General features: G+C 69.3%; 21 protein-coding genes and 1 pseudogene. 13 read left to right on the plus strand and 9 right to left on the minus strand.

Annotated features, from left to right (window positions below):
* The first annotated feature begins 25 nt into the window (after positions 1-25).
* The 6 genes and pseudogenes from AB0K12_RS39795 (at position 26) to AB0K12_RS39820 (ending at position 5,573) form a co-directional block, all read left to right on the plus strand.
* A complete protein-coding gene (locus tag AB0K12_RS39795) occupies positions 26-436 on the plus strand; it encodes a MarR family transcriptional regulator (RefSeq protein ID WP_364572878.1) in 411 nt (136 codons plus the stop codon).
* A 409-nt stretch (positions 437-845) separates the two neighbouring features.
* Positions 846-1,733: an IS5 family transposase gene (locus AB0K12_RS39800; protein ID WP_364573082.1), complete on the plus strand. Its 888-nt coding sequence runs from the start codon at positions 846-848 to the stop codon at positions 1,731-1,733.
* Between the two features lie 24 nt (positions 1,734-1,757).
* Positions 1,758-2,186: a hypothetical protein gene (locus AB0K12_RS39805; protein ID WP_364572880.1), complete on the plus strand. Its 429-nt coding sequence runs from the start codon at positions 1,758-1,760 to the stop codon at positions 2,184-2,186.
* A gap of 279 nt (positions 2,187-2,465) precedes the next feature.
* The gene (locus AB0K12_RS39810) at positions 2,466-3,074 is read left to right on the plus strand and encodes a recombinase family protein (protein WP_364572882.1); all 609 of its coding nucleotides are present in this window, start codon (positions 2,466-2,468) and stop codon (positions 3,072-3,074) included.
* 72 nt (positions 3,075-3,146) lie between these two features.
* Positions 3,147-3,635 (plus strand): annotated as a pseudogene (locus AB0K12_RS39815) (tyrosine-type recombinase/integrase); the annotation flags it as partial.
* Positions 3,636-4,211: 576 nt separating this feature from the next.
* Positions 4,212-5,573: a hypothetical protein gene (locus tag AB0K12_RS39820; protein WP_364572884.1), complete on the plus strand. Its 1,362-nt coding sequence runs from the start codon at positions 4,212-4,214 to the stop codon at positions 5,571-5,573.
* Positions 5,574-5,932: 359 nt separating this feature from the next.
* On the opposite strand, the gene AB0K12_RS39825 is transcribed toward AB0K12_RS39820, so the two are convergent.
* From AB0K12_RS39825 to AB0K12_RS39835, 3 genes are all read right to left on the minus strand, one after another.
* Positions 5,933-6,592: a hypothetical protein gene (locus AB0K12_RS39825; protein WP_364572886.1), complete on the minus strand. Its 660-nt coding sequence runs from the start codon at positions 6,590-6,592 to the stop codon at positions 5,933-5,935.
* 127 nt (positions 6,593-6,719) lie between these two features.
* Positions 6,720-8,246 carry a serine hydrolase domain-containing protein gene (locus AB0K12_RS39830; protein WP_364572887.1) on the minus strand — a complete coding sequence of 509 codons (1,527 nt, stop codon included), beginning with the start codon at positions 8,244-8,246 and terminating at the stop codon, positions 6,720-6,722.
* 223 nt (positions 8,247-8,469) lie between these two features.
* Positions 8,470-9,600 (minus strand): FAD-dependent monooxygenase, encoded by a 1,131-nt coding sequence (locus AB0K12_RS39835; RefSeq protein WP_364572889.1) that lies wholly within the window; start codon positions 9,598-9,600, stop codon positions 8,470-8,472.
* 119 nt (positions 9,601-9,719) lie between these two features.
* Between AB0K12_RS39835 and AB0K12_RS39840 the strand changes: the two genes are divergently transcribed.
* From AB0K12_RS39840 to AB0K12_RS39865, 6 genes are all read left to right on the plus strand, one after another.
* Positions 9,720-10,616: a LysR family transcriptional regulator gene (locus AB0K12_RS39840; protein WP_364572891.1), complete on the plus strand. Its 897-nt coding sequence runs from the start codon at positions 9,720-9,722 to the stop codon at positions 10,614-10,616.
* On the plus strand, positions 10,591-11,241 hold the full coding sequence (locus AB0K12_RS39845; RefSeq protein WP_364572893.1) for an FAD-dependent monooxygenase: 651 nt from the start codon (positions 10,591-10,593) through the stop codon (positions 11,239-11,241). Before AB0K12_RS39840 ends, AB0K12_RS39845 begins: the two co-directional genes overlap by 26 nt.
* A gap of 246 nt (positions 11,242-11,487) precedes the next feature.
* The gene (locus AB0K12_RS39850) at positions 11,488-11,694 is read left to right on the plus strand and encodes a hypothetical protein (protein WP_364572896.1); all 207 of its coding nucleotides are present in this window, start codon (positions 11,488-11,490) and stop codon (positions 11,692-11,694) included.
* Between the two features lie 26 nt (positions 11,695-11,720).
* The gene (locus AB0K12_RS39855; RefSeq protein WP_364572898.1) at positions 11,721-12,128 is read left to right on the plus strand and encodes a Tn3 family transposase; all 408 of its coding nucleotides are present in this window, start codon (positions 11,721-11,723) and stop codon (positions 12,126-12,128) included.
* Between the two features lie 220 nt (positions 12,129-12,348).
* Positions 12,349-13,152 carry an ABC transporter ATP-binding protein gene (locus tag AB0K12_RS39860; RefSeq protein ID WP_364572900.1) on the plus strand — a complete coding sequence of 268 codons (804 nt, stop codon included), beginning with the start codon at positions 12,349-12,351 and terminating at the stop codon, positions 13,150-13,152.
* Positions 13,153-13,184: 32 nt separating this feature from the next.
* The gene (locus tag AB0K12_RS39865; protein ID WP_364572902.1) at positions 13,185-15,056 is read left to right on the plus strand and encodes a hypothetical protein; all 1,872 of its coding nucleotides are present in this window, start codon (positions 13,185-13,187) and stop codon (positions 15,054-15,056) included.
* A gap of 460 nt (positions 15,057-15,516) precedes the next feature.
* Here the strand turns inward: AB0K12_RS39865 and AB0K12_RS39870 are convergent, their stop codons facing one another.
* The 5 genes from AB0K12_RS39870 to AB0K12_RS39890 all read right to left on the minus strand — a co-directional run bounded on the left by AB0K12_RS39870 (position 15,517) and on the right by AB0K12_RS39890 (position 19,073).
* Positions 15,517-15,852, minus strand: coding sequence for a hypothetical protein (locus tag AB0K12_RS39870; protein WP_364572904.1), 336 nt, complete (start codon positions 15,850-15,852; stop codon positions 15,517-15,519).
* 64 nt (positions 15,853-15,916) lie between these two features.
* On the minus strand, positions 15,917-17,113 hold the full coding sequence (locus AB0K12_RS39875; RefSeq protein ID WP_364572906.1) for a cytochrome P450: 1,197 nt from the start codon (positions 17,111-17,113) through the stop codon (positions 15,917-15,919).
* Entirely contained in the window at positions 17,110-17,715 is a 606-nt protein-coding gene (locus AB0K12_RS39880; RefSeq protein WP_364572908.1) for an isochorismatase family protein, read from the minus strand. The genes AB0K12_RS39875 and AB0K12_RS39880 overlap by 4 nt, the downstream gene beginning before the upstream one ends.
* Positions 17,716-17,815: 100 nt before the next feature.
* On the minus strand, positions 17,816-18,571 hold the full coding sequence (locus AB0K12_RS39885) for an NAD(P)H-binding protein (RefSeq protein ID WP_364550228.1): 756 nt from the start codon (positions 18,569-18,571) through the stop codon (positions 17,816-17,818).
* 40 nt (positions 18,572-18,611) lie between these two features.
* Positions 18,612-19,073, minus strand: a complete 462-nt coding sequence (locus AB0K12_RS39890) for a carboxymuconolactone decarboxylase family protein (protein ID WP_364572910.1) — start codon at positions 19,071-19,073, stop codon at positions 18,612-18,614.
* A gap of 232 nt (positions 19,074-19,305) precedes the next feature.
* On the opposite strand from AB0K12_RS39890, the gene AB0K12_RS39895 reads away from it, so the two are divergent.
* On the plus strand, positions 19,306-20,184 hold the full coding sequence (locus AB0K12_RS39895) for an RNA polymerase sigma-70 factor (RefSeq protein ID WP_364573084.1): 879 nt from the start codon (positions 19,306-19,308) through the stop codon (positions 20,182-20,184).
* A gap of 468 nt (positions 20,185-20,652) precedes the next feature.
* Here the strand turns inward: AB0K12_RS39895 and AB0K12_RS39900 are convergent, their stop codons facing one another.
* The gene (locus AB0K12_RS39900; RefSeq protein ID WP_364572912.1) at positions 20,653-21,486 is read right to left on the minus strand and encodes a helix-turn-helix transcriptional regulator; all 834 of its coding nucleotides are present in this window, start codon (positions 21,484-21,486) and stop codon (positions 20,653-20,655) included.
* Between the last annotated feature and the right edge of the window lie 123 nt (positions 21,487-21,609).

The raw sequence follows: 21,609 nt of genomic DNA on the forward strand, positions 1-21,609 counted from the left end.
CATGCTTGGAGAGGGAGTTCCGTCCTTGATTCCGCAGCTGGCCCGCGAACTCCGCGCGCGAGTGGAGACGTCCCTGGCGCCCCTGGGCCTGACCGCGCAACAGGGCGCGGTACTCATGCGCGTGGCGTTGGGGGAGAACGCCCCGCACCAGTTGGCCGCGCTCGTCGGCACCGACACGGCGGGCATGACACGGCTGCTCGACCGGTTGGCGGCCAAGGGACTCATACGGCGACGTCCGCATCCGTCTGACCGGCGAGCACAGATCGTCGAGATCACTGATCAGGGCAAGGACCTACTGCCCCGTGTCTTTCCCGTCTTCGGGCAGGCGGGAGAGCGGCTGATGGCCGGGTTCTCGGCGGATGAGCAGAAACTGGCCACCGAGCTGCTGCGGCGCATGCTCACCAACCTGCACCGCGAGGGCCGTCAGGCCATCTGACCGCCCACCCAAAAGAGAACACCATGACCGAGCGCTCATCGTCACCCTCACCGCCACCGCCGCGAGGAGGAGTCGGTTGTACAGGAGGTGACCACTTAGAGATCGAAGTCCGGGCTCAAAGACAGGCGCTGAGTTACTCGCGGGTACCGCCAACGGCTGTCCGCAGGTTCCTCGACCCCGGGGACCCCGCCTGCAGTCGTAAGCACGGGTTAATGATGCCCTGCGCTCACGAGGAGTACCTGGACCTCCGCCTCGGTTACGCAGACCGCGTCCGCGACTACGAGCCCTAGGGTCTGTCTCGAAGTGTTGATCAACGGCGTGTCGGAGCCGGACAGGCGAAGAGGCCTCCGGTAAAGGGTTCATCGACCAAGAAGAACCTGTAACCGGAGACCTCGTGGCCACCTTAGCGGTGACGCGGCGCTTCGACCTCACCGATGCGCAGTGGGCGCGGCTGGAACCGCTCCTGCCTGCACCCAAAAGGCCAGGTCGTCCGTCGCAGTGGAGCAAACGCCAGTTGATCGACGGAATCCGCTGGCGGGTACGCGTCGGCGCGCCGTGGCGTGACGTTCCCGAATGCTACGGCTCCTGGCGGGCGGTCTACAGCCTGTTCCGCCGCTGGCAGCGCGCCGGCATCTGGCAGCAGATCCTCACCCGGCTGCAGGCGGAGGCTGACGCGCGGGGCCTGCTCGGCTGGCAGGTCGGCGTGGACTCCACCATCTGCCGGGCCCATCAGCACGCCGCAGGCGCCGCCCGGCACGGCGAGCTCCAGGCCGAGCCGCCCGGCGGCGTGCGAGCCGAGCCTGCCGACCATGCTCTCGGACGCTCCCGGGGCGGGCTGTCGACCAAGCTGCATCTGGCCTGCGAGCAGGGCCAGCGCCTGCTCGCGGTGGCGCTCACCGGCGGGCAGCGCGGCGACGCGCCGCAGTTTCCGGCCGTGATGGCCGCGATCCGGGTGCCCCGGCTCGGGCCCGGCCGACCACGTACCCGGCCCGAAACCGTCCGCGCCGACAAGGCCTACTCCTCACGCGCCATCCGACGGCACCTGCGCTCCCGCAAGATCCGCTGCACCATCCCCGAACCGGCCGACCGGATCGCCGCCCGCAAACGGCGCGGTGCCCGCGGGGGCCGGCCACCTGCCTTCGACCCCATCGACTACCGCGCCCGCTCAGCCGTCGAGTGCGGCATCAACCGGCTCAAACGACACCGCGCCATCGCCACCCGCTTCGACAAGCTCGCTGTCCGCTACGAAGCCACCATCCACATCGCCGCCATCAACGACTGGCTCATCATCCTTTGAAACACGTCCTAGGACGAACCGCTGGTGACCGAGCTGACCGGCGCGAGCAGCGTCGCTGAACTACGCCATCAGATCTTCCAAGACGCCGGCACCGGCAAGCAGCGCCTCCTGCTGGTCCTCGATCAAGACCATCGAAGCGAGCTGTTCGGTGTCATCGGCGCCGTTCTGGGGCATCCGACCCCCGACGCCTGCGAACTCCGCTACATCCACCTGGTCCAACCGCGTCACCACCGTCCGAAGCAGCCCGCTCGGCTGATCACGGCGCTCTGCTTCGAACTGCAGAAAGAGGGCTACACCAATCTCGTCCTGAGCCAACCTCCGACCGAGCTATGCCAGAAGCGGCTGAGACCAGTCATCTTGCGCGGCACAGCGCCCACCAGCCGAGTGATCCCCTTGACCGACTTCCGCCCACCCGAGCACTACGCCTGGCGGGCGGACCCCTTCCTCCTCTGAACGGGAAGGGGCAGCCATCCATGCCTTCGCGTTGATGCAGACCACTTCTGACATTGGTGCAGACGACTTCGGAAATTGACAACGGCTTCGGTCCAGTGATCGACGCTGCCAGAGTGTCCAAGAAACGTGTCGAGAAGTCGGGGTGTCCAACAACTTCACCATGGCCGTTTCTCGTACGATTCCGGGGTGACGATCACTCCGCCCGGCGCCGGGAACCGCAGTGGAGCTCTTGTCGTCGATGACTCTCTGACTGCCGAACCCGCTGGCGTCACCGGCGCCTTGATCGGTTACGCCCGCGTCTCCACCGCCGGGCAGCTCCTGGATCGGCAACTGGCCGCCCTGACCGAAGCGGGCTGCCTTCGCATCTTCGCTGACAAGAAGTCTGGTAAGAACGTCGAACGTGAGGAGCTGTGGAAGGCCCTCGACTACATACGCGCCGGCGACACCCTTGTGGTGCCCTCGCTGGACCGGCTCGGCCGCTCCCTGCAAGACCTCATCTCCATCGTGGCCGGGCTGCGTAAGCGCAGCATCGGCTTCCGCTCCCTGCACGAGGCGCTCGACACCACCACCCCCGGCGGTCGACTCGTCTTCCACGTCTTCGCCGCCCTTGCCGAGTTCATCCGCGAGCTGATCGTCGAGGGCACGCACGAGGGCCTGGCCGCCGCCAAGGCTCGCGGCGTGCGGCTCGGCCGCCCGCCCGCGATGACCCCCGAGCAGGTCCGGCACGCCCGCGCCTTGCTCACCCAGCCCGACGCCACCGTTTCCTCGATCGCCCGGCTGCTGAACGTCAGCCGCTCCACGATCTACAAGTACGTGCCCGAACTCGCCACGGGCCGCCCTGCCATCGAACAATCAGCAGCACGAGTCGAACTGGAGACGGGCGGCTAGATCCCAGGTCAGCGTCTACTTGGCGGCTGATGGCGCGTTGGTTAACGGCACCCCTACGACGCCGCCCACCACCGTTGGCAGACCTACTGTGCACAGGCCGGCGTCGAGATCGACATGCACCAGTTGCGTCACGCCCACGCCACCGACCTCGTCAACGCCGGCGTGTCCATCGAGGCCATGCGACGCCGGCTCGGCCACGCCTCCACCGAGACCACGCAGTTGTACGCGCTGCTGGACGACGAAGTCGCCGACGCCGACACCGCGCCAGGACGAGCCGCTGATCGAACCAGCCTTACCTGCCAGCACTGCCCTGTTGTGACCTGGCCAACTAGCATGGACTACAGGAGGGGGATGGTCTGCATGCACATCCGCAGCACCGCCGCCGCGCTCACCATCGGAGCAGCCGTGGGCATCCTCACTGGAGTCCCATCCGCAGCCTGGACGCTCGCCCACATGCCAGCTGACCCGCCGACTACCGGCGAACACGACCGCATGATGGCCGACTGCCACCAGATGATGGACATGGGCGCGGACATGACCGGTCAGAACCGGACCAACTGAACGAAGCGTAGGACAACCCCATCGCCGCCTGCCGGGCGGCACGCTGGCCTCGCGCCACCGCGGCGTTCGGTTACTGATCACCCGGATGACGCCGGCGTCCATCGCGTCCGGACGAGCCGCTGAGCAAACCTGCTCCGCTCGGGTCCTCCTGCCGTCGTTCTTGGTCGGCACCCTCCAAGAACGCATCGTCCAGAGAGTCCGAACCGAAATGTCACGCCAAGCCGCATCAGCTCCGTCCGCTAACGCGACTTTTCGTTCGCATGCTGCTCTATCCCGGGACAGGACGACAGCGACCTAGCGCGAACCCGTAGCGGGAAGCTCACTGCAAGCTACTTGCGGGAATTCTGCCTTCTCGCAAGTAGCTCGGAGACTAGTGCGGCGCAACAGATCGTGTTTTCTGATTTTTATTTTCTGGAAAATCGAAAATGGTACGCTGGTTGGGTGACTGCGGAGACCAGTGTCGTAACGCCTTGTAAGCACTGTGGAGCGCCGATCGAGCAGCGGCGGGGGAGAGGGCGGCCGAAGGCGTACTGTCCGGAGAAGGACTGTCAGGCGGCGGCCAAGCGGGAGCGGGAGTTGCGGCGGGCGACCCCAGGGCTTGAGGGGGCGCTGGCCAGGGCCGAGCAGCTGTACGACCGGATGGAGAGCGGGCTGGCGGCGGCCATTGAGCCGCTGGCCAAGGCGCTGGCCGAGGAGCTCAGCCCCGCCGGGGTCGAGGCCAAGCTGAGTGCGGTGCAGGCCGAGGCGCATACCCGGGTGGCGATCGCGCGTACGGAGCGTGAGCAGGCGTTCGAGCAGGTACGCCTGGCACGTGAGGCGGCCGAGCACGCCCGGCGGCAGACGGCGGAGATGCGGCAGCGGCTGGAGGAGGCTGAGAGCGAGCGGGAGACCGCGCTGGGTGACGCCGAGCGGGCTCGGGAGCAGGCGCTGGCGGCGTTGCGGGAGGCGGCCAGCACCGAACGGCAGGCGCTGCAGACGGCGGAGGAAGCCAAGCGGCGGGCTGAGCTGGCCGAGCGGCGCGCCGCTGAGGCGCTCCGTGAGGCGGAGCAGAACGCGCTGGCCAGGGACCAAGCCGTCCAGGAGCTCGCTGAACGCGTCGAGCTGGCCAACCGCCAGATCGCCGAGGCCCAGGCCCAGGCCGCCGAGGCCATGGAGCGCGCCAAAGCCGAGATCGAGCAGGCCGAGGAACGGGCGCAGGTGGAGATCGCGCAAGCCAAGGAGGCGGCCCGGATCGAGGTCGCGCAGGCCCAGGAGGCGGCCCGGGCCGAGATCGAGCGAGCGCGTGAGGAGGCTCAGGCTGAGGTCCTGCGGGCGCGGCAGGCGGCGGACGCACAGGTCGTACAGGCTGAGGAACGGGCGCAGGCGCAGGTCGCTCGGACGCGGGAGGAGGCGGACGCGCGGGTCACGCGGGTGAAGGACGAGGCGCGGGCGGAGGTCGTACGCGCGAAGGAGGATGTGGCGTCGGCGCGTGAGGAGCGGGATCGGGCGCGGGACGAGGCGGCGGCGGCCGTACGGGAGCGGGAGCAGGCCGAGCGGGAGGCCGCCGGCGCCAAGGCGCGGGAGGAGGTGGCGGTGCAGGAGCGTGAACGGGCCGTCGAGCGCGCCGTCACCGCGGAACGTACCGCTGCCGAGGCAGAGCGGGATCGGGCGGTGGCGCTGAAGGACACCGCCCGAGCCGCCGCCGAAGCCGAGCAGCTTGCCGAGCGGCTGGCGTCCTTGGAGGAGGAAGGCACCGCCGCGCTGACGCGCGAGCGCAAGCTGACGTCGCGGGAGCGGTCGCGCGCGGATGCGGCGGTCAAGGAACGCGACCGGGCCCAAGCGGAGCTGCGGCTGGAGCGGGTACGGCTGGAGGACCTGCGGGCGGAGCTGGAGACGGTACGGGGCGAGGCCGCGCAACTGCGCGAACGAGCGGTGGCGGCGGAACTGCGGTCGTCATAGGCGGCCTGCCCGGGGTCGGGCACGAGCCGTCGGGGCCGGCACGCGGGGCATCGGGGTCAACGCGAGAAATCTCAAGACACTCGAGGTCCCGCGTCCGCTCCTGGGGACGCCGGGCGCGAGAGCGGCCAGGCCGGCCCGCGTGCCGTTACGCAGGCCGACATCTATGCGATGTGGCCGCCTCTGTCGCGTGCGGCCATGCGGGCCGGCCCCGTGCGGAGCGGGCCGGCCCCGTCGCGCGGGGTTGGTGCAGGCCGGCCTCGATGCGGAGCGGCCGGCTTTGCAGCGCGGAGCTGATGCAGGCTTACCACGAGGTTCGCGCAACGGGCCCCGCGGAGAACACTCTCTCGCGCCGGGAGTCGTCAGGTTCGGCTGGACTCGCCCGTTTGATCCACCGTTCCTGACATGGGACGGCCCAGCAGGCCCGTGGCAACGGTCGCGACATGCGGGGCCAGGCCGGAGGCCCGCGCTTCGGCCAGGGCGGGGGTGGCCACGACCGAGCGCAGGATGCCGATGCCGACCATCCAGGCGCTGAGCAATTCGGCCCGCAGCTCGGCGTCCTCGCCCTCGGCCAGGTCCCGCAGGGCGTTGACGTAGGTGTCGCAGACCTCGGTGCGGATGCGCTGGCGGGCGTCCTCGTGGGCCGAGGAACGCAGCATGGCGACCAGGGGGTGCTCGCCGCCGTACTCCGTCCAGTCATGCTCGACGACCGTGCGCACCATACGGGCGACCAGCTCCTCTTGGGAGGGTACCCCCGCCCTGCCGGTCCACTCGCCGCGCTCATCGTGCACGCTCAGCTGCACCCCGGTGAAATCGGCATCGACGAACGCCTGCATGGCTTTCAGCAGCTCCGGGCGCTCCTCCCTGGCAGCGGCCTTCGGCTCGGTCGCGCTGCTGTCCGCGGTGGCTGGCCCGGGGGTGGCCGTCCCGGCCAGCAGCGCGGCGGCCAGCGCTGTGATGGCTACGCGCCGCAGGGCCTTGATCGTGGGTGGGGGTTGGGTTTCATGGTTCCTCGTCTTCACTATCGTGCTCAGGGCGAACCGTTCGCCGGGCACTGCGGGGGCGGGCAGGCCGGGTGCCGGTAGGCGGCCGCGTGCTCGTCGGCTCGCCTGCCGACACGTGCCCGGCGTGTTTGGCGCTCAGATGGGGCTACTGAGCCGGTCCGGTCTGCTCGTTGCCGAAGACTTCCGCGACGAGGCGCTGGGTCGCCTGCTGGAAGGCCGCTCCCAGGGACAGGGCGGCGTCGTCGACGTAGTTGAGCGCGGCGGTCAGGGTCTTGCTGCCGTCAGGGGTGCTGTACAGGAGCGCTGCGTGACCGGCCATGCCGCCGTTGTGGGTGATGACGGTGCCGCCGCCGGGCGCCTCCTGCACGAACACGCCCAGGCCGTAGCCGGCCTTGGCCTCCGGGGTGCACATCTCGGCCAGCAGCTCGGCCGGTAGCAGCTTGCCGCCCAGCAGGGCGGAGATGAACGTGTGCAGGTCACGGGTGGTGGAGATCATGTCCCCGCCGCTGGAAATCCAGGACGGGTTGTGCCGAGTGACATCGACTGTCTGGGTCTGACCGTCCTCCTCGTAGCGGTAGTAGGCGTGCGCGTGCGGCTCGGGGATGTCCGTCTCGCCGGCCGGCTGGACGGTGCCGGTCAGACCAAGCGGCCCCAGGATCAGCCGGTGCATCTCCTCGGCGACCGGGCGGCCGGTGACCTTCTCGATCAGCAGGCGGGCCAGCACGTAGTTGGTGTTGGCGTAGCTCCAGTCGGTGCCGGGCTCGAACCGGGCCGGCTTGGACAGCGCCAGCCGGACCAGCTCTTCTGGCCGGTAGGTGTGGAAGCGGTTGTCCACCCACTCCTTGCCCGCGGGGGTGGCGGGGATTCCCGGCGCGAACGTGCCGTCGGGGTCGAAGTCGCCGGTGAAGTTGAAGATCCCGCTGGTGTGCTGCAGCAGCATCCGCACGGTGATGCGCCGGTCCAGCCCGAACTCGGGCAGGTAGTCGTCCACGGAGGAGTCCAGGGCGATCCGGCCCTCGGCGACGAGTTGCAGCACCACGGTGGCGGTGAAGGTCTTGGTGTTGCTGCCGATCCGCACATGCCCGTCAACCGGAGGCTCGGTGTTCTGGCCCAGCTCGGCCACTCCGGCGCTGCCGGCCCACTCACCCCGCTTGTCGTGCACTCGCAGCGACACTCCGGTGAAACCGGAATCGACGATCTCCTGGATGACCTTCTGCAGTTCCGGGCGATCCTGGGCGGCAGCGTCCGTCGGCACGCCCCTGCTGCCGGAGGTGGCCGAGGCGACGTCGAGGGCTTCGGTGATCTTGCGAGCCATCTCCGTCATGGCGGGGCCGGCTTCGCCCCTGGTGGTTGCCTCGACGGCGATCAGGACGGTGCGGCGGAAATCGCCGGCCTCGGCCGGATCCTGCTGCTTGAGCAGGGTCATGGCCGCGGTCAGGGCCGGCAGCACCTGGTCGGCGAGGTCGGCCACGGTCTTGCCGTACTTCACGCCCTTGGGCGCCTTGGCGAGCACATGACCGATGCGGCCGGTCGCCGATGTCAGGGCGACAGATCCTTCGGTGGCGGCCCGGTGCGCCGAGCCGGCGGCACCAGCCGCGGACATCAGCGACACGGCGCCCCACGCGGCGGTCTGCAGGGTGAGCCGGTCCTGCTCGGTAAGGGTGAGGGACATGGTGACGTATTCCTTCTAAAGGTGAAATTTCACATGAACGGACACATGATGGAAGGGTGTGCTGATGGGTAGCGGGGTCTGGATCCGAAGGGATACCGCCCGGTGGCCGTCCTGGCGTCGCCGCTGACATGGCAGCGTCTGGTCGGCGGTAAGCACGATGGCTGTCCGCGCCGTGGGGGAGCGCGTGCACGCCGGTGGGGACCGGGCCTTCGGTTGCCACCGGTCACGGCGGCCACCGTGCGGCGAAGCTGGGCGCGTAGTCCTTCAGCCTGACGAGGTGCGTGCGGGCCGTCTCCCGTGTGCCGGCTGCGATCATGCCCGGCGCCTCCTGGGTAGGCATGCCCATGAAGAACCGGTCGGCGCCTTCGCGTCCTATCTGCTGGTGTTCGGCGACGAAGCCGCGCATCTCCCGCTCGTAGGCGGCGAACGCCGCCGGGTGCCCGCCGCCGGCGACGGCCAGCTCGCCGGCCAGGATGTAGGCGCCGATCAGCGCCTGGGAGGCGCCCAGTCCCGAGATCTGCGCCGCGCAGTAGCCGGCGTCCCCGAGCAGCACCACCCGGCCCGAGGACCAGCGGTACATCTCCACCTGGGCGTTGGCGTCGAAGAAGAAGTCCTGCGCCCTGCTCATCTCCTCCAGCAGGAGCGGGATGGGCCCGCCTTCGCCGGCGAACTGTCCGGCCACGATGCGCTTGTGCTGCGCGACGTCGTCACGGTCGTAGGCCAGCGCTCCGGAGGTGAAGTGCAGCGCTGCGTACGCCTTGGCGTTGTCGCGGATTCTTAGGATGTCGGCCGCCTTGCCCGGCATGCCGGGAAGCCGGTCGGAGCCGGGCAGGCCGAGGTCGAGGGGCAGGCTGAAGGTCGCCGTGTAGATGCCCAGGTGCCGGAAGAACCGCTCGCGCGGCCCGAAGGCCAGCGAGCGGGTGCGCGAGTGCAGCCCGTCGGCGCCGGCCACCAGGGCGAAGCGGCGCGGCCGGCCGCGTTCGAAGGTGACCCGCACGCCGGCAGGGTCCTGCTCCACCGAGGCGATCGAGTCGCCGAGGATGTACTCCACCTCCTGGCGGGTGGCCTCGTACAGCGGGCCGATCAGGTCGGCCCTGAGGATCTCCAGGTGGTACGGGCTCCCGTCACGGTCTGCACGCGCCGCGCCGCCCGGCCGCGTGTTCAACTGCTGAATCCGCTCCAGCAGGGCCATGCGGTCCAGCACGTCCAGAGCCTCGCCGCGCAAGCCCGTCACTCCCCCGCCCGCACGCAGTCGAGGGGCCCACTCGACCACGGTGGGGGTGAAACCGTGATGGCGCAGCCAGTACGCCAGAGCGGTCCCGGCGAGGCCGGCGCCGGAAATGAGGACGTCCATCACCCTGCTCCATCGAACCAATGAATCGTGCGGTTCGAGGATCAAGTACGGTGAGCACCCAGAACAATGATGAATGCTGAAAGATCACCTTCAGCGGGAGTAAACGGAGCAGGTCGGGCGTGGAGCTGCGCGACATCGAGATCTTCCTGACCCTGGCCGAGGAACTGCACTTCGGCCGCACCGCCGCCCGGCTGTGCCTGTCTCCCGCTCGCGTCACCCAGGCGATCCAGAAGCAGGAACGGCAGATCGGCGCGCCACTGTTCGAGCGCACCAACCGCACGGTAGGGCTGACACCGGTCGGGCGGCAGCTCCGCGACGACCTGCGGCCTCTCTACGCCGGGCTGAAGCACAGCGTGGAGCGGGCTCAGCTAGCCGGTCAGGGCATCACCGGCATCCTGCGTGTCGGCATGCTGCCCGCCAACGCCTACGACCTGCGCGCCTACTGGGACGTCTTCCGCCTCCGGCACCCGCAGTGGAGGCTGCGCGTCCAGAGCACCCAGTTCAGCGACTCCTTCGTCACGCTGCGCCGCGGTGACATCGACGTCCTGATCACCTGGCTGCCCATCGACGAGCCCGACCTCACCGTCGGACCGGTCCTGCTCGCCGAACCCCGGGTGCTGGCCGTCTCCACCGGCCACGAGCTCACCCGCCGCACCTCGGTCTCCCTGGAGATGGCCGCCGACTTCCAGCACCCGCACTCCGACACCCCGCCCGACTACTGGTACGACGCCTTCATCCCACGCGAGACCCGTCGCGGCCGCACAATCGAGCGCGGCCCCGTGGTGCGGAACACCGAAGAAGCCATCACCCTCGCCAGCATGGCCGAGATCGTCGTGCTCTTCCCCTCCCACATGACTCGCTACTGGATACGGCCGGACATCACCTACCTGCCCGTCACCGACATGGGACCGCTGCCGTACGCGCTGGTATGGCGCAGCAGCGAAACGGACAACGAACCCATCCGCGCCCTGGCCGAGGTCGTCCGCGAGCTTGGCCCCCTCACGCCACAGAGCTGATCGCATCCTGGCGGCGGGCGACATCCGCAGCTGGCTACGCTTCCACCTTGGCACCGAACCCCTCTTCGACCTGCGCCTGCCACCCGCCCCGGCCGACCCCGCGCGCCCATACCCCAACACCGTGGCGCTGCCCCAGTGGCGCACCGAGGCGATCCTGCGCGACCGGCTCGCCGAGCTCGGCGGGAAGGTGGAGTTCGGGCGGCGGCTGACCGGATTCGACGCCGACAATGAGGGCGTGACTGCGACGCTGGAGGGTGGCGAGCGTCTCCGGGCGCGCTACCTGGTCGCCGCGGACGGCGGACGCAGTCTGATCCGCCGCACGCTCGGCCTGCCCTTTGCCGGCTCCACGGCCGAGGACATGCGCGCGCTCATCGCCGACGTGCGCATCGACGGCTTGGACCGCGATAGCGGCACGCACCTGTGGGTTGGCACCGACGGCCACATGCTGGTCGCCCGCCCCATCCCGCACGCCGAGACCTGGCAGGTCGTCACCTCGCTGGAGCCCGGCCAGGAGGGCAGGCAGCACCCGGCACCGCCCGTATGCGGCTTACAGCCAGTTGCGGCGTTGAAGATCGCATACAGGCCGAGGCAGGTGAGCACCATCAGGCCGAGGGCGAACGGGTAGCCGTAGGCCCAGCGCAGCTCCGGCATGCCGGCGCCTCGAAGTTCATGCCGTGGATCTCCGGGTACGAGCGCAGATGCTCCAGCTGCTCCTCGGAGAACATCTTCTCGGACCACGCACCACCTCTACCTGCCGTACCGGACGAAACCGGAACGAACGTTTCGGCAGTGATCACCAACGAGTCAAACACGGCCGTTTCTGCAGGTTAGGTGGTACTTCTTCGGAATTTCCTTATTGCTACCGGGACCCGTGTCGGAGGAGATCGTGGCCGGGTGGCGGGCCCGCGCGATGAAGATGTACCCCTCCGACTTCGCGGCCGCCCCCGGCAGGGTGCGGATCACGCTGCTGGCCGGGCTGTGCTGGACGCACAAGGGTGGCCGCGTCCGCCCCCGGCAAGAACGCCGACAGCGAGGCGGCGCTGCGGCGAACATCTTCTATGGCAAGGCAGCGACCTGACCGGCGACGACCGCGAGAGCGTCGAGGTGTCCGCGCTCGCGCCGCATCTGGTCCAGGCCTCGATCACCTACCTGAACACCATCCTGATCCAGACCGTCGTGCGCGATGCGAAGGGGCGCAGGAAACCGACCCCGATCGATCTGCGCGGCCTTTCCGCACTGTTCTGGACCCACCTGAACCTGTACGGCAGGCTGGAGCTGGACATGAACCGACACCTGGACCTGGATCCAGGCGGCGCCGAGCAGCGGCAAGGCGACGGCGATGCCGCGCCCGCCGAAGAAGAACGGCGCGAACAGCTCGGTGGGCAACACAATGCGACGGGTGGTCTCGGTGTCGCCGGAGGGGTTGAGCAAGTGGGTCATGAGCTAGCACTGCTCCACGGGCTCCAACCGCGCCGCCCGTCGAAGGCCGGCGAAGTCTTCCGCAGGAGGTGAGTGTGATTGCTGCGCGGTCCAGGGACTGTTGAAGCGGAAGTTCTCCAAGGAAGAGGGGGTATCTGAGGCTCGGCAGAGGCCTACCCCGGTGGGGCAGCGTGCCGGTGCCATCCTCGCCGCGGCGGGTGCTCGCTACAGTGGAGACACTCCGATCATGGCGCCAGCCGGCTCTGGTATCGGATGTTCGTCAATTGACTGCCACAACCCCATCGGTGGCCATATGACTGAAGAGCGTAGTGCGAATGCCCAACCGCCAGCGGGCGATGAGCAGACACCCGCGTTGGAGGTTCGGGGGCTGCGAAAGGCGTTCGGTGACGTGGTCGCCGTGACACGGGTGGACCTGACGGTGCCGAGTGGTTCGTTCTTCGGGCTGGTCGGGCCGAACGGGGCGGGCAAGACCACCTCTTTGTCCATGGCGGTCGGGCTCCTGCGGCCCGACGCCGGGGCGGCACGGGTGTTCGGCGTCGATGTCTGGGCCGACCCCGTGCGCGCCAAGACGATGCTTGGCGTGCTGCCGGACGGCCTGGCGATGCCCGAACGGCTGACCGGCCGAGAGATGCTCACGTATCTGGGGCTGTTGCACGGTCTGGAGGCCACCGTGGTCGCCGCGCGCGCCGACGAGCTGTTGACGGTGATGGAGCTGGACGGCGCCGAGCGGACGCTGGTCGGCAACTACTCCGCCGGTATGCGCAAGAAGATCGGCCTGGCCACCGCACTGCTGCACGGTCCTCGGCTGCTGGTCCTGGACGAGCCGTTCGAGGCGGTGGACCCGGTCTCGTCGATGACGATCAAGGCGATCCTCCAGCAGTTCGTCCGCCGGGGCGGCTCCGTGGTGGTCTCCAGTCACTCCATGGCGTTGGTCGAGCTGCTCTGCGACCAGGTAGCGGTGATCGCCGCGGGCAGGACGGTCGCCGAGGGCGCCCTTGACGAGGTGCGCGACGGCGCCAGCCTGGAGGACACCTTCGTGCGACTGGTCGGCGCGTCGAGCCCGGGTGAGCAGGGACTCTCGTGGTTGGCGTTCTGATCCGGATGAAGCTCGCGATGCTCCGGAATTCGATGACCGCGGGACACGCGGCAGAGATGACCCTGGGTGCCGTGCTGGGCCTGCTGACCGCGGCGGGCACGATCATGGTGGCGGTGAACGACGCGGCCATCTCCGCCGATGTGCTCGCGGCCGTGTTCGCCGGGTGGGCGCTCGGCTGGGTCCTTGGCCCGATGTTCGCCGGCGGTGAGAAGAACGACGTGCGCCCCGAGCACCTCAGCCGCGTTCCGATGACGTCCAGGACGATGGCGAGCGGCCTGTTCGGCGTGTCGTTGTGCAGCATCGGGGCCGCGGTCACGCTGCTCGCGTTCCTCGCCCTCGTCGTGTTCGGCGCCCGGCTCGGTCCCGGGCCGACGCTGGTCGCGGTGGTTGCGGTGCCGGCCATGCTCGCGACGCTGGTGCTTTGCTCCCGGGTCGTGGTCGCGCTGGTCGGCGAGACGATGCGCTCCCGGCTCGGCGCGGCGATGATCGCCGTGCCGTGGGCGGTGATCGTGGCGTGCGCTTCGAACATCGGCATCCTGCTCGTCGTGCTCGGCCAGTCCCAGCTGCTGCGTGGCGGCTGGCCGGCCTGGCTGCCGATCATCCTGCGGGTGCTGCCCTCCGGCTGGGGCATCGCGGCCGTGGAGGCGGCGAGCCGATCCGACTGGCTGGTGGCGGGCGGTGCCCTGGTCTCGCTCATCGCGCTGGTCGGCGGCCTGCTGTCGTTGTGGTCGAGGCTGCTGCATCGCCGCATCACGGGTGCGCTTGGCGCGCCGGCCGTCCGGCCGAAGGTGTCCACCCGGTCCCTGCTCGGACGGTTGCCCTCGACCAGGCTCGGTGCCGTCATCGGCAAGGAGCTGCGGACGTGGGCGAGGGACATGCTGCGGACATACTTCTGGTTCTTCGCGCTGTGGTTCAGCATCGCCTACACGGCGCTGCCGCTGCTCGCGGGCGTCACGGCCTACCTGCCCTGGGCAGGCGTCGCGCTGGTGGTCATCGCCGCGGCGTGCTCGGCGAACCTCTACAGCGCCGACGGCAGCGCGCTGTGGCTGACGCTGATGACCCCGGGCGTCGAGCGGGCGGACGTGCGGGGCCGCCAGACGGCGTGGCTGCTGGTCACCGTGCCGGTGGCCGTGACGCTCACCGTGATCGGGGTCCTGATCGACGGGCAGAGCTGGCTCTGGCCGTGGACACTCGGCATCCTCGCCAGCTCGATCGGGACCGGAGCCGGCCTGCTGGCGCTGCTGTCGGTCATGGTACCCATTCGGATGCCCGACGCCCACCGCCGCAGCGCGAACCCCGCCACCGACAGCGGCAACCTCACCGGGCTGGTCTGGACGATGATCGGCGCCTCGGTCGCGGCCGCGCTGCCCGTCGCCGCGCTCGTGCTCGTGGGCACGTTACGCGACGACCCGCTGCTGCGGTGGTCCGGTCTCCCCCTCGGCCTGGCCATCGGCGGACTGTGCATGTGGTTGTTCGGGCGACTGGCCTACCGCAGGCTCGAGACGAACGGGCCCGAACTGCTGGAGAAGCTGCGTGGCGGGAACCCGAACCTCCGCCTGCGGCCCGGGGAGCCCAAGGTCGTCCTGGTCGAGCCGTCAGGCGGGACCGGCATGCGCCTCACCGTCAGTCTGTGTCTCGGCGGTGGGTGGGTTCCGATGGCCTCCGGCGTGATCTCGTTGATCCTGATCTCCCAAGGCGGTACCTCGCGGACGCTGTGGACCTTCGCGACGCGGCTGCCCGAGCCGTTGCCCGTTCCGGTCGCGATCCTGCTGATCGGGCTGAGCGTGCTCATCTACGCGACCGGCGTGCGCACCCTGCTGACACTGCGCAGACGCCGGCGTGAACCGACGCGGATCTCGGCGTCCGCCGCACCGGCAGGACAGTTGCCGCGCCCGCGGTCATGAAAGTGGGGGATGTGAACCGCAAGGCCTTCATCCGCACTGAGCTGGGTGCCGCCGCCTCCATCCCCGGCGGGCAAGAGGTTCTGCGACGTGACCGCGTCCGCCGACCCGGCCACCGCCGTCGAACGCTTCGACTGCCCGATGTGTGCCGCGCCGGCGGGCAGCCCCTGCCACACCCGCGGGCAGTAGCGACGGCGACGTCCCGTCGCAGGCTGGCGCACGATGAGCCCGCCTTCGGGAGCCTCGCACGGCATTTCGTTACATGGTGCCGCTGGCGCGGCGCTGGGTACGGAGTTTCGCTAAGCGGGTCGAACAGGGCCTCGTGGGTGTTGAGAGGGTGGTTGGATCACAGCACTTCGGTACAGCTCTCCCAATGCCCGCCCTGGCTGGTGCTGGCCTTAAGGGTGTAGCGGGCGTCGGTAAGAATCGAACCACCCGCTACACGCGATTGAGCCGGCCTATGTCAACGGCGTCGTCGCCGGGGTGGGTCCAGGTCGGCAAGCGCAGTTGCGACGGCATCGGTGCTGGGTCGGACGTAGATGCCGAGGGTGCGCAGGTTCTTGTACCCGGAAGCCCGATGAGCATGGACGCCGATCAGCACCAACAGAAGCGCACGGACGGCCAGGTACCGCGCCGATCCATGGCCCGCCCGCCACACCAGGAGCGCGGTGATGATCTGCATGAGCATCGCGGCCGAGACGACGCCGCCCGTGGCATGGTGCAACTGGCGGCTGGCGTCGCCGGACAAGGGCTGTCCGGCGGTGATCCCCGGCATCAGCAGCGCGGCGGCAAGGAACACCGTGCTCGCTTCGTCAGGCCGAAGAACCGGGTGGGTGCGGTGTCGGCTTTCGGCCGCCGTGGGCTCACCAGGTCACCCGCAGCGTGTGCACGCCGTACACGAGGCTGAAGACGCGGAAGTCCACCTGCTCGTTCGGATCGGCCAGGGCGAGGCCGGGGAAACGGCGAAGTAGTGCGGGGAAGGCGATGCGCATCTCCATCCGCGCCAGCGGCGCCCCGAGGCAGTGGTGCACGCCATGGCCGAAGGCGACGTGACCGGCGGCTCCCCTAGTGATGTCGAGGGTCTCGGGATCGCCGACGAAGGCGGGGTCGCGGTTGGCGGCGGGGAACGAGCAGATCACGAGCGATCCCGCGGGGATGGCATGCCCGGCGATCTCCACCTCCGTCGTGGTCGTGCGCGGCGGCAGCGACTGCACAACGGACAGCCAGCGCAACAGCTCCTCGACGGCGGGCTCGACTTGGGCTGGATCCTCACGGATCATCGCCAGCTGGTCCGGGTGCCGGAGAAGAGCCAGGGTGCCCAGGCCGAGCATGTTCGAGGTCGTCTCGTGCCCGGCCAGCAGCAGCAGGCTCGCGATGCCGATCAGTTCGTCGGTGCTGAGATCGTCGCTGTGCTCGCGCACCAGCATGCCGAGCATGTCCTCACCTGGGTCCGCCTGGGCGCGGCCCACCAAGCCGGCCATGTAGGCGCGGTCCTCCCGCTGCGCCGCGACGCGCTGCTCCATCGGTAAGGAGGTGTCCAGCATGCGCACGGAACGCTCCTGGAACTCGTCACGGTCGGCATGCGGCACACCCAGCAGCTCGCAGATCACCAGCGACGGCACCGGCAGCGCGAAGTGCTCCACCAGATCGGCCGGCTTGCCCGCGCGCTCCAGATCGTCCAGAGCCGCCTGGACGATCTCGGTGATCCGCGGCTCGAGCCTGCGCATCCGCCGTACCGTGAACTCCGGGGTGAGCATCCGGCGCAACCGCGTGTGCTCGGGCGGGTCGAATCCGATCAGCTGCCCGGCCCGCATCTTGGCCAGCTCGTCGGCGTTCATCTGCCCCGATCCTGGGAACGGCGTCAGGGCGCTGCTGAAGCGGGCCGGATCCGCCAGCACCTGGCGAACGTCCTCGTGGCGGCAGACCAGGTACGCGGGCAGGCCGAACGGGGTCTCCACCCGCACCACACCCTCGCCGTCGCGAAGCCGGGCCAGCTCCTCGACCGGGTTGAGCCCGTTCCGCCACATGTGCAGCGGCAATTCCAGTGCTTCTGTCATCATCTGTCCTTTCGTCTGGTGATGGTGCGGGTCTTGGCCAGCAGGTCGATGACCTCGGCTGTGGAGGCGCGCTCGCCGAGGAGCGGGAAGATCCGTTCCATGCTGTGGCGATGCGTCTCGGCATCCCGATCGGCGATGGCGTCTGTCACCAGCGTGACGTTGTAGCCGTGTTCGTAGGCGGCGCGGGCGGTGGACTCCACGCCGATGCTGGTGGCGATCCCGGCCAGCACGAGCTGTGTGACGCCGCGGCGGCGCAGCCGCAGGTCGAGGTCGGTGCCGTGGAAGGCGCTCCAGGTGCGCTTGGTCACGGTGATGTCGCCGGGGTGGCCGGTCAGCTCATCGACGATGGCGTCCCAGGCTGCGGGCAGGGGGCCGGGCGGGCGGGGGATCTCGGTGCGTCCTGGAGCAGCATCTGATCCGTCCGCGCTGGCCGTGAGCCGGACCAGGACGACCGGAGCACCGTGGTGGTGAAAGGCGTCAGCCAGTTCGACCGCACGGGCCACCACCTCAGAGGCGGTGCAGGGGGTGGTGGGGAGGCCGGCGACGAGGTTCTGCAGGTCGATGAGAACCAGTGCAGTTGTGGTGTCCATCGTGGTGATGGGCATGAGTGTGCCTCTTTCTGATGAATCCTGGCGCCGCCCTTGTTCTCGAGGCTCCGGGTCGTGGAGCTTCGAGGACAAGGGCGAGGTGGTGCCGTACGCCTGTTCAGGGTTGGGCGTCGAGCCACTCCTGGAAGGTGGGTCCGGCGAGTTTGGCGTGCGGGCTGGGAAGGAATCCGCCGTTGGCGGCGATCTGGGCATCGGGCATGCTGGAGCCGTCGACGCCGACGACCTTGATGCCGCGGCGGGCGCCGAGGAGCTGGGCCGCCTCCGCCATGGTCTCCTTGCGGGGACCGGCGATCTCGGGGATCGGTGTTCCCGGGGCGGGCGCGTCGGGGGCGAGGGCAAGGTCCACCAGTGTCTCGGCCACGGTGCGGCAGGCCACAAGCTGGGTGGGCAGGGCGGGGATGTAGGCGACGTCGCCGCCCTGCTGCCAATCCAGGAGCTGACCGACGAACTCGTGGAACTGCGCGGCCCGCAGGATGCGGACGGGCAGCGGGCCGGACAGCAGGACCTCTTCGTGCACCTTCTTGGCGGCGAGGAAACCGGCGGTGGCCTTGTCGACGCCGATGATGGACGCCATGGCGATCCGAGCCACCCCCGCCTGCTGACCCGTCTCTTGCAGGTTGCGGGCCGACGTGCGGAAGAACTCCGTCGCCGCCTCCTGGTCGGAGGCGTGCCACGAGGCGGCGTCGATGATGGTCTCGACCCCGGTGAGGGCCTCGGCGAGAGCCTCACCGGTGATGATGTCCACGCCGGTGGCTCGGGACATCGGCACGACCTGGTATCCCAACTCTCCCAGGACGTCGACGACGTGGCGGCCCAGCCGCCCGGTTGCTCCGGCCACTGCGATCTTGCTCATGTCCATCCCTTTCTGGTTGCTGTAGTTCTGGCCGGAGGGCCTAGTCGCTGTAGTTCTGGCCGGGGGGCATGCCAGGGATCGGCTTGGCGATGAGGGCGGCGGGGGTGAAGAAGCCGATGTGGGCGATCGCCATGATGAGCGACCACATCGCCCGGTCGTCGTAGTGCGTGGACGCCCTGGCGTACAGCTCGTCAGGGACGCGCTCCCCGGACGGGTTCGGCGTGAGGACCGCCTCCACCAGCTCCAGCGCGACCCGTTCCGCATCGGTGAAGTAGGTGGCGTCACGCCAGGTGGCCACCGCGGTGATGCGCTCCTCTGCTTCACCGATCTTGCGGAGGTTGTTGGTCTCCCGGATGGTGAAGTACGTGCTGCCGAGGATCTGCCCGGCGCGCAGCTGCAGCAGGCTGATGGTCGTCGGGGGAATCGGACCATTTGTGAGGGACTGGTGCAGGGGGCCGGCGACTTCCGCCATCTCGGGGAGGAAGGACAGGGGGTTGGGCATACGCGAACGTTGGGACATGGAATGGACTTCCTTACTCGTGGTGTCACGTCGTTACGAGCAAGAGATCCCGGCGATTCGATCCTTGTGACAGGCAGGCCCATGTGACATAGACCACCGGCCGTTGGTGTCACAAAGCAAGGGGGGCCGGGATCGTATGGATATGCCACCGTCGCGAAGGAACAGGCAGGAAGCAGTGACGAGCGAACGAAGCGAGCAACCGACGGGCCCAGCTATGGACGCGGCCACCAAGGCGTTCGTCGTCCACCGCAACCTGCTGTTCACCCTCGCCTACGAGATGCTCGGTTCCGCCGCCGACGCCGAGGACGTCCTGCAGGAGACCTGGCTGCGGTGGGTGGGCGTCGATCTGGACCCGGTGCTGGACCAGCGCGCGTACCTGATCAGGATCGTCACCCGGCAGGCGCTGAAGCGGCTGCGTACGCTGGGCCGGCGCAAGGAGTCCTATGTCGGGCCGTGGCTGCCGGAGCCGCTGCTGACTGCGCCGGATGTGGCCGAGGATGTCGAGCTGGCCGACAGCGTCTCGATGGCGATGCTGCTGGTCATGGAGACGCTCGGCCCGACCGAGCGGGCGGTGTTCGTGCTGCGCGAGGTGTTCGACCTGGACTACGAGGAGATCGCCCAGGCCGTCGGCAAGAGCCAGGCGGCGGTACGCCAGATCGCCCACCGGGCGCGGTCACACGTCTCCGCGCGACGGCCACGCGGCACCGGCTCCCCGGCCGAGCACCGAACCGCGCTTGAGGCCTTCCAGCGAGCGGTCGAAACCGGCGAGCTGCAGAGCCTGCTCGACGTCCTCGCGCCGGACGTCGTCGCCCTGAGCGACGGCGGCGGAGTCAAGCATGCCCTGCTGCGGCCCGTCGTGGGGATCGACAACGTGGCACGCCTGCTGGCCCTCGGGTGGTGGAAACGCGACGCGGAAAGGTCGACTGAGCTGGTGCAGATCAATGGCGGCCCTGGGCTGCTCGTCCGCGTCAACGGCGAGATCGACGGCGTGGTGGCGGTGCGAGTGGAGAACGGCTACGTCACCGGCGCCTACCACGTGCGCAATCCCGAGAAGCTGTCGCGCGTGGAGCGGGAGACCGCAGTGAGCCGCTGAGGCAGGAACGACCTACCGCCCGCCGCGCTTCGCCCCCACCCCGGAGTCGGCCAGGCGTTCAGCGACGCCGTACATCCGCTCCAAATAGCCAGCGAGCCTGGTGGGCATCGAGGTGTGCGCGGCGTTGCCGGCGTCGAACCCGGCAGCCTGTCTTGCGCAACATGCCAGTCCGGCCCTGCGTCAGCCGTGCCCACCCAGCACGCGCCCCCGATCTTCACAGCGTTTCGAACGCTGCCGCCGCTGCGCTACCTCCTGGGACGTTTCATCGGCATGGGCGTCCGTCCGGAGCACATCGCCACATAGATCGACATGCAGGGGTGGCTGCCGTTCAGCCACTCGCGGTCGATCTCCTTGCCGGTGATCCTGCCGACGAGTGCCGGCGCTGAGGTGATGCTGGTCGCCAGGGGCGTCAGGGCCTGATCTGCCCGCTCTCAAGCGCCGTGTCCGTTCCGGACGCGGCGACGTCCGTCAGAGCTGGACGCCGACGACCTCCAGGAGTCGTAGCCGCTCGGCGGTCTCGCTGCCCTCCGCCACGCTGAAGGCCATGATCCGCAGGTCGGCGCCGAGCGCCGCGAGGATGTCGCAGTCGAGGGTGAGCTCGCCGACGCTGGCGTGCCGGACCGTCTTGGTCAGGGGCTCGTGCACGCCTACCACGCCTGAGTCCCACAGCGCCGCGAAGTCACCGCTTCGGGTACGGAGCTCGTCGATCAGTGCGGCAAGTCCGGCATCCTTGGGATAGCGAGCCGACGCCGCCCGCAGGTCGGACACGAAAGCCGCCTGGTGGCCCGTCTCCCTGCTCACCGCTTGGGGGTATCCGGCGGGCGGTTCCACGAAGGACCACCACACCGCGTTCCTCGCGAAGCCGCGCGACGCGGGCGGGTTGCCGAACAGCACGGCCCACAACCGGTTCCACGTGATGAGGTTCCATGCGGCGTCGTACACGCTCAGCGGGGTGCCGGTCAGCCGATCCAGCAGGCGCTGGACGCCGGCCGGCACATGGTCGGAGATCTGCCCGGAGCCCGGCACCGCCTGACCGGCGAGTACGAAGAGGTGCTCACGCTCCGCCGTCGTCAGCCGCAAGGCCCGAGCCAGCGCGGACAGCACGTGGGGGGACGGGTTCGTCGCCCTGCCCTGTTCGAGCCGCACGATGTAGTCGACGGACAGGCCGGCGAGCTGGGCGAGCTCCTCACGCCGCAGGCCCGGCGCGCGCCGGCCTCCCTCGTCCGGCAGGCCGACTTCGGCCGGTTTCGTACGATCCCGCCAGGCGTGCAGGGCCTTGCCAAGATCCGTGGATCCGGTCATTTCCCCAGTATGGGGCACTCGGCAGCGTCCCGTCGTGGTACTCCGGGTCCACTGGTTGAGGCGGGTACTGGTTGATTCCCGCGGGTCCGCGGAAGGTGGGCGTGCCGGCCGGCGGGGACCACT

The sequence above is a fragment of the Nonomuraea sp. NPDC049419 genome, from assembly GCF_040676995.1.
Lineage (GTDB): Bacteria > Actinomycetota > Actinomycetes > Streptosporangiales > Streptosporangiaceae > Nonomuraea > Nonomuraea salmonea.